The organism is Micromonospora sp. ATLC20, assembly GCF_057196585.1.
On the sequence record NZ_JBXUOV010000346.1, the window covers coordinates 1 to 2,122 of the forward strand.

Genomic DNA, 2,122 nt, shown 5'->3' on the forward strand with positions numbered 1-2,122 from the left:
CTGGGGGAGTGCCCGGTCGGCCGGGGCGTCCCACGGGCCGAGCGGCCGCGGCGGCCGGGGCCGGGTGGCCCGGTGGGCGGACCGCAGCGCCTCGACGTCCTCGACGAACGCCTCCCGCGTACCGGTGGCGTCGGCGTGGGCCAGGGTGAGGTAGAACCTGGCGTTCGCCGCGCCCGGGGCGGGTAGGCGCAGGCCCGCCGGGGCGCCGCCGTCGGCGTCGTGCAGCAGGGTGACCGGACGGTCCGGGTGGTGCCCGAGACCGCGTACGTCCCGCAGGGGCCAGTTCCGCCGGGCGTCGTGCCCGGCGAAGGCCACGCGCCGGTCGGTCACCACGGCGGCGCCGCTGTCCACCACGCGTAGTCCCGCCGGCAGCGGGCCGTCGGCCGGGTCGAGACAGCCGGCGAGCGTGCGACCCGGCACGGGCAGCCCGGGCAGGTGCCGGGCCGTGACCTCGACCAGGTCGACTGTGGGCAGGATGCGGTAGACGACCTCGCCGTCGTCCAGCGGCACCGGCAGTGCGGTGCCGGGCAGTGCGCAGCCGCGGAAGCCCGCCGCCTCCATCGTCAGGCGGTCGAGGTGGTCGGCGCGGCGGCGCCAGATCCGGGCCGCCGCCTCGTACGCCTGACGCCGGCGCTCGTTCTCGCGCCGCGCCCAGGCCAGTCGCCGCTGCGGATGAGCCCCGATCGCGTCGGGTCGCCTCGCCGTCACACCTGGTACAACGCCCTGCGAAGAGCCCGGATACGTGAGCGCGGCTATCGTCCGGTTTGGCGGTGGTATGCCCGCGATTAGACTTCGGGGCATGCCGCGGATCGTCCAGTTGCTGGCCTCACCCGTGCACCGGTACGTGGGCCGCCCGGCGGACGGACCCGCCCCCGCGCCACCTGGTGAACTGGTGGACCGGGTGGAGCTATGCGCCGGGCTCGGCATCGTCGGTGACCGCTACTTCGGCCGCCCCGCGCACCGGCAGGCGAGCGTCACGCTGATCGCGCGGGAGTCGCTGCCGCCCGGCGCGGACCTCACCCAGCTGCGGCGCAACGTGCTCACCGAGGGCATCCCGGTGGACGATCTGGTGGGCCGCGTGCTCACGCTCGACTCCGGCGACGGCCCGGTCCGGCTGCGGGTGCACCGGGCCGCGCCGCCCTGCGCCTGGCTCGACGTGGTGGTCGCCCCCGGTACGTGGAAGGCGATGCGCCGCCGCGGCGGCGTCCGGTGCGCCCCGCTCACCGACGGCGTGCTGCGGGTCGGCCCGGTCACCGTGTCCGTCGACGACTGACGGCGAGGGAACTTTCCCGGCCCGCCGACCGACCAACCGGAGGGCGAGCGGCACTGCGGCGCCGGCAGGAGGGACGCGGAATGAACCGAGCGGGGCGCGCATCCGTACCGTCCGGCATGAGCATGCCGGATCGGCGGGCCGGCCGCGGATGAGCCTGGACGCCGACGACGAGCAGGTGACCGGGTGGGCGCGCCGCGCCGCCCGGGGCGACCAGCTGGCCGCTGCCGCGTTCGTGCGGGCCCTCCAGGCGCCGGTGTGGCGTTTCCTCGCTCATCTGGCCGGGCCGGCCGAGGCCGACGACCTGGCCCAGGAGACGTTCCTGCGCGCGCTGCGCAGCCTGCCCGGCTTCGCGGGCCGGTCGTCGGCGCGTACCTGGATCTTCACGATCGCCCGCCGCGTCGCGGTGGATCATGTGCGGGCGGCGACCGCCCGGCCCCGGGTGGCCGCGCTGCCGGACTGGCAGGCCGCCGCCGAGGCGGCCGGCGCGGTGACCGGCGGCGGGGACGACGGCGTGGTGCTGCGCGGTCTCATCGCCACGCTGGCGCCGGACCGGCGGGAGGCGTTCGTGGCGACCCAGGTGCTCGGCCTGTCCTACGCCGAGGCGGCCGAGGTGTGCGGCTGCCCGGTGGGCACCATCCGCTCCCGCGTGGCCCGCGCCCGGGAGGACCTGGTCGCCGCCTGGTCCGGCGACGCCCGCGACCGCCGGGCCCGCTGACACCACGACCGCCGCGGACCGGCCGGGACCGCGACCGGCCGGGACCGGACTGCCGAAGGACGCCGCGACCCGGAGACCCGCGCGGCGGGCCGTCAGGCGGCGCGCCGGTCGCGGGCCTGTGCGGGGTACGGGCC

The 2,122-nt window shown here is 77.8% G+C and carries 2 protein-coding genes and 1 pseudogene; 2 read left to right on the forward strand and 1 reads right to left on the reverse strand.

Annotated features, from left to right (window positions below; genetic code table 11):
* Positions 1-708 (reverse strand): annotated as a pseudogene (locus AC2CHG_RS31115) (hypothetical protein); the annotation flags it as partial.
* Between the two features lie 91 nt (positions 709-799).
* On the opposite strand from AC2CHG_RS31115, the gene AC2CHG_RS31120 reads away from it, so the two are divergent.
* Entirely contained in the window at positions 800-1,273 is a 474-nt protein-coding gene (locus AC2CHG_RS31120; protein WP_484526175.1) for a molybdenum cofactor biosysynthesis protein, read from the forward strand.
* A gap of 148 nt (positions 1,274-1,421) precedes the next feature.
* The gene (locus AC2CHG_RS31125; RefSeq protein WP_262015309.1) at positions 1,422-1,988 is read left to right on the forward strand and encodes a sigma-70 family RNA polymerase sigma factor; all 567 of its coding nucleotides are present in this window, start codon (positions 1,422-1,424) and stop codon (positions 1,986-1,988) included.
* Positions 1,989-2,122: the final 134 nt, after the last annotated feature.

What these genes read in the sequence shown, in the direction of transcription:
- AC2CHG_RS31120 (WP_484526175.1), top strand. Translation starts at nt 800, where the DNA reads ATGCCGCGGATCGTCCAGTTGCTGGCCTCACCCGTGCACCGGTACGTG.
- AC2CHG_RS31125 (WP_262015309.1), top strand. Translation starts at nt 1,422, where the DNA reads ATGAGCCTGGACGCCGACGACGAGCAGGTGACCGGGTGGGCGCGCCGC.